Annotated in this window: 4 protein-coding genes; all 4 read right to left on the bottom strand. The window is 69.8% G+C overall.

Annotation, left to right across the window (positions count from 1 at the left end; translation table 11 throughout):
- Positions 1 to 1,018: excinuclease ABC subunit UvrA (locus VGH85_03450; GenBank protein ID HEY2172847.1), on the bottom strand; the 1,018-nt coding region annotated here is incomplete at its 3' end.
- Positions 1,019 to 1,105: 87 nt separating this feature from the next.
- Positions 1,106 to 1,462 carry a VOC family protein gene (locus tag VGH85_03445; protein ID HEY2172846.1) on the bottom strand — a complete coding sequence of 119 codons (357 nt, stop codon included), beginning with the start codon at positions 1,460 to 1,462 and terminating at the stop codon, positions 1,106 to 1,108.
- Between the two features lie 134 nt (positions 1,463 to 1,596).
- Complete coding sequence (locus tag VGH85_03440; GenBank protein ID HEY2172845.1) at positions 1,597 to 3,834, bottom strand: thiamine pyrophosphate-dependent enzyme; 2,238 nt, start codon at positions 3,832 to 3,834, stop codon at positions 1,597 to 1,599.
- Positions 3,834 to 5,404: aldehyde dehydrogenase family protein (locus tag VGH85_03435; GenBank protein ID HEY2172844.1), on the bottom strand; the 1,571-nt coding region annotated here is incomplete at its 5' end. The genes VGH85_03435 and VGH85_03440, both read right to left, overlap by 1 nt.

Genomic DNA, 5,404 nt, shown 5'->3' with positions numbered 1-5,404 from the left:
ACCACTCCGCGAGATCGCTGATCTGCATCGCACACGCATCGGCGATGTTGATCTTGTTGATCTTCGACGACCGGGCTTCCTTGCTGAGCCGGGTGCCGTCGCAGTCGGGGCAGGTGGTGAAGGTGACCGCCCGTTCCACGAAGGCGCGGATGTGCGGCTGCAGTGAGTCGACGTCCTTGGACAGCATCGACTTCTGGATCTTCGGGATCAGCCCCTCGTAGGTGAGGTTGATGCCGTCGACCTTGATCTTGGTCGGTTCCTTGTGCAGCAGGTCACCCAGCTGTCGCTTCGTGAACTTCTTGATCGGCTTGTCCGGGTCGAAGAATCCGCAGCCACCGAAGATCCGGCCGTACCAGCCCTCCATGCTGTAGCCGGGGATCTTGAGGGCGCCGTCGTTGAGCGAAAGGCTGTCGTCGTAGAGCTGGGTGAGGTCGATGTCGTTGACCGCGCCCCGGCCCTCGCAGCGCGGACACATGCCGCCGAGAATGCGGAAGCTGCGCCGCTCTTTCGTCGTACGGCCGCCGCGCTCCATCGTGACCGCGCCGGCGCCGCTGATCGAGGCGACGTTGAAGGAGAACGCCTGGGGTGAGCCGATGTGCGGCTTGCCGAGCCGGCTGAACAGGATGCGCAGCATCGCGTTGGCGTCGGTTGCGGTCCCGACCGTGGAACGCGGGTCGCTGCCCATCCGCTCCTGGTCGACGATGATCGCGGTGGTCAGCCCGTCCATGACGTCGACCTCGGGCCGGGCCAGCGTCGGCATGAAGCCCTGCAGGAAGGCGCTATAGGTCTCGTTGATCATCCGCTGGGACTCCGCGGCGATCGTGGCGAACACCAGCGAGCTCTTGCCCGAGCCGGAGACGCCGGTGAACACCGTGAGCCGGCGCTTCGGGATCTCGACGCTGACGTCCTTGAGGTTGTTCACCCGCGCGCCCTGCACGCGGACCAGATCGTGGCTGTCGGCAAGGTGCGGCGCAGTCGACCGTGGGTCGGCCCGCTTGGTCCTCGTGGCCTTGCTCATCGTGTCTCCATCTGTCGGGCTGGGCCGAGCCTTGCACAGCCCCGCTCGGCGTCGGGACGACGCCGAGCGGGGAATTGGGAGCCGGCCTCACGGGTCTTGAAGCAGCCCCAGCACGTTGCCGTCGAGGTCGGTGACCGTGGCCACCAGGCGGCCGCCACCGACGTCGTGCGGGGCCTCCTTCAGCGTGGCACCCGCGGCGGTCACCTCGGCCAGCTTCGCCTCGATGTCCGCCACCTGCCAGAAGGTCACCGGTGAGCTCATGGCCTGCGGACCACCGCCCGGCACCAGCCCGATGTGCTGGCCCGCGGCCTCGAAGCCGAGGTAGTAGGACTCATCGCCCTGCGGTGCAACGCCGAGCAGGGCGGTGTAGACATCCTTGGCTTTGGCAAGGTCGGAAACGGGATGCAGCACAACCTTGATTCCCTGGGTGGACGAGCCGGTCATGGTCTCACTCCTGCAGTCGTAGGGTCTGGTGCGATGTCCATGACGGTCACGCTAGCTGCGGGTCCGCGGCCCGTGCTTCTCGATTCCTGATCGGTTTGACCGTCCGATTTCCCCCCGCACGACGGCATTTCCGGCTAGTGCAGCAGGCGCCGGGCCGCTTTTTCGATCGTCGCGTCGTCGACGAGGACGTGTTGCGCGGCGTCGCCGAGGGGTACGAAGCTGTCCCGGCTGGCGACCCGTGCCATCCGCCCGTCGAATTCGGCATCGACGAGCGCGGCGAGCACGCCTTCAGCCACGCCGCCGGACTGCCGCGTTTCGTCGACGACGAGCATCCGCCCGGTGGTTCGCGCTTCGCGCAGGATGTCGTCGACGGGAAGCGGGGCCAGCCATCTCAGATCGAGCACCCGCACCCCGATCCCCGATTCGGTGAGCCGTCGGGCGACCCGCAGCGAGAGGTAGAGCCCGTTACCGAAGGTGGCGATGGTGAGGTCGGCACCCTCGCCGTAGACCCGGCCGCGGCCGATCGGGACGTGCGCCGCGCCCCACCGGTCGGGCGGTGGGTACGGCGCGAGCCAGCCGCGATCGCCTTCCTCGTACAGATCGCGGAGGTGATACAAGGCGATCGGTTCGAGGAACGCGCACACCGCACCGTCGGTCTCCGCGGCGGCGAGGCAGGTGCGCAGCATCGCCGCCGCGTCGTCGGGACGGGCCGGCGCGGCGATGACGAGGCCGGGGATGTCGCGCAGCGCGCCGACCGCGTTGTCGTTGTGGAAGTGCCCGCCGAAACCCTTCTGGTAGGCGAGGCCGGGCACCCGCACGACCATCGGGTTGCGGTACTGACCGCTGGAGAAGTACTGCAGGCTGGCCGCCTCGCCGCGGATCTGGTCTTCGGCGTTGTGCAGGTAGGCGAGGTACTGGATCTCCGGGACGGGAAGCAGGCCGGACAGCCCCGCGCCCAGCGCGAGACCGAGGATCGACTGCTCGTCGAGGAGCGTATCGAAGACCCGCCCGACGCCGAAGGCGCCGGACAACCGCCGGGTGAGCCCGTAGACGCCGCCCTTGCGCCCGACGTCCTCGCCGAAGACGAGCATGCCCGGCCGCGCCGCGAGGCCGTCGGCCAGCCCGCGATTGATCGCGTCGGCGAGGGTGAGCGGGCCCTGGGACTCGGGCAGTTTTCCGTCGAAGACCCGCTCGCGCACGGCCCGGTCGGCGACCCGGACCGCCGCCGCGGCGACCGCGTCGGGGTGCCGCGGCGCGAGTGGCGCCATCACCTGTTCGGCACTGCGCAACCGTGGCCGGGTGACGGCATCCTCGGCGAGCGTGGCGATTGCGGCTCGAGTGTCTTCGTAACGATCGACGACGGCGTCCGGCGTCAGCACACCGGCGTCGACGAGCAGTCGTGCGGTGACGAGCAGCGGATCGCGGGCGAGGTCGGCGGCGAGCTCGGCCGGCGTACGGTAGCCGACCTCGGCGTCGCTGCCGGCATGCGCCAGGAAGCGCACCATCCGCAGGTGCAGGAACGCCGGGGCCCGGCGCTGCCGGACGAAGTCGGCAGCCGCCTGCGCGGCGTCGTAGACCGCGGCGACGTCGCAGCCGTCCGCGGAGAAGAACTTCAGTCCGGGGCGGTCGCCGTACGCCGCCTCGATCCACTTCTCCGGCGTCCGCACGCTGATCCCGAGACCGTTGTCCTCGCAGACGAACAGCAGCGGGATCGGCAGCCGCTGATAGGCGCTGTGCGCGGCGGCGTTGATCGCGCCGGTGGCGGTGGAATGGTTGGCCGACGCGTCGCCGAAGCTGCACACGGTGATCGCGTCGACGGGCCATTCGCAGGGCACGCCCAGCTTCTTCGCCCGGTCGATCGCGAACGCCACGCCGAGCGCGCGGGGAAGGTGCGAGGCGACCGTCGAGGTCTGCGGGATGACGGCGAGGGCGTGGTTGCCGAAGACCTTGTGTCGCCCGCCCGCGATCGGCTCGTCGGCGGAGCCGACCAGCCCGAGGAGTACGTCGCGGGCGGGATCGGACCCGGTCACCTGCGCGGCGCGGGCGAGGTAGAAACCGCCGGAGCGGTAGTGCAGCAGCGCCGGGTCGGTGGGTCGCAGCGCCGCGGCGACGCCCGCGTTGCCCTCGTGCCCGGCCGACCCGATCGTGTAGAAGCTCAGGCCGTCCGCCCGCAGCTGTCGCGCGACGAGATCGAGATGGCGGCTGCCGAGCTGCGCGTCGAAGAGCGCCAGCGCCTGCTCGCCGGTCAGCCCGGTTCCCGCGCGCACCGGCCCACGTGGGTCACGAGGGCGTCCGGCGGCGAGGGCCGCCGCGACCTCGACGAAGTGCCGGTCGACCGCTTCGTCGGATGGCCCGCGGAGCGCTGGGGCCATCAACCGTCCAGCCGGAAGTCGGCGTCACCGACCAGGTCGGCGACATCCATCTGTGCCTTCTGCAGCCGGCCCGAGTAGTCCCAGTTCATCGCCTGCCAGCGGGTGAACTGGTCGAGCACCCAGATCCCGGACTGCCGGCTGCCATTGCCCGACTTGCCGTTGCCACCGAACGGCAGGTGCGCCTCGGCGCCGGAGGTCGAGTTGTTGACGCTCACCATTCCCGCCGAGATCCCCCGGCGGAAGGCGAACACCTCTGCCGGGTCGTTCGTGTAGATCGACGACGAGAGGCCGTAGCCCGGCGCGTTGCCCAACGCGATCGCCTGATCGAGGGTGGAGTAGCTCGTGACGCCGACCATCGGGCCGAACGTCTCGACCCGGAAGATCTCGTCGTCGGGTTGGACGCCGTCGACGATCATCGGGTGGTAGTAGATCCCGGCGGACGGATCGCCGACGAAACCCTCCCGCGGGTTCGCCGTCGTGATCCGGCCGGTGCCCGAGGAGCCCAATACCTTGTGGTGCGGCGCGATCCAGCCCAGATAGTCCTCGAAGCGGTCGGCGAACTTCTGGTCCAGCATCGGCCCGCAAACGACGTCCTGCAACGGGTCGCCGATCCGGGCCTCCTTGGTCGCGGCCGCAAAGCGGGTGAGGAATTCATCGTGCATCGACTCGTGCACGATCACCGTGCCCAGCGAGGTGCACCGCTGTCCCGCGGTGCCGAACCCGGAGAAGAGCGCACCTTCGACGGCAAGGTCGAGCGGCGCGCTCGGCGTGACGACCATCGGGTTCTTGCCGCCCAGCTCCAGGCACGCGGACTGCAGGTGCCGCCCGGTCAGGGCACCGATCTCCGCGCCGACCGCCGAAGACCCGGTGAACCCGACCTTGTCGACGAGGCCGTCGTCGAGCGCGCGTTCCAGCCCGCTGAACGTCTGCTGCCCGTCGGCGAGGACGAGGTTGAGTACGCCGTCCGGCAGCCCGCCGCCGCGGACGAAGAGGTCGTACAGCGCCTGACCGCACGCGGGTGAGTAGTCGGCCGGCTTCCACACGACCGTGTTGCCGGACAACAGTGCGGGCACGAGGTACCAGGACGGCACCGCGACCGGGAAGTTGCCGGCGGTGATGACCGAGACCACGCCGACCGGATTGCGGAAGGTGAACAGCGCCTTGTCCGGCATCTCGCTCGGCACGGTCTGTCCGTAGAGCCGGCGGCCCTCGCCGAGGAAGAAGTCGCAGGTGTCGACGATCTCGCGGACCTCGCCGAGCGCCTCCTGGTAGGGCTTGCCGATCTCCCGGGTCACGAGCCGGGCGAGGGCCTCGGCGTTGTCCTCGACGAGCCGGCCGATGTGGGCGATCGCGCGGCCGCGTACCGGCGCCGGTACGTCGGCCCAGGCGGATTGCGCGTCCCGCGCGGCGCGGCAGGCGTCGACGAAGGTGTCGTCGGTCCCGAGCTCGACCGTGGCGACGATCTCCTCGGTGTTCGCCGGATTGCGCGATTCGAGGCGGGTACCGCCGGCGACGGGACGGCCGGAGACCACGGAAGAGATGTGGCGAGCCAACGGGATCACCTTTCGGA

It is taken from the genome of Mycobacteriales bacterium, assembly GCA_036497565.1.
GTDB lineage: Bacteria > Actinomycetota > Actinomycetes > Mycobacteriales > QHCD01 > DASXJE01.
The sequence above is the reverse complement of the archived record's forward strand: the minus strand, read 5'-3'. Positions and strand labels throughout refer to the sequence as shown.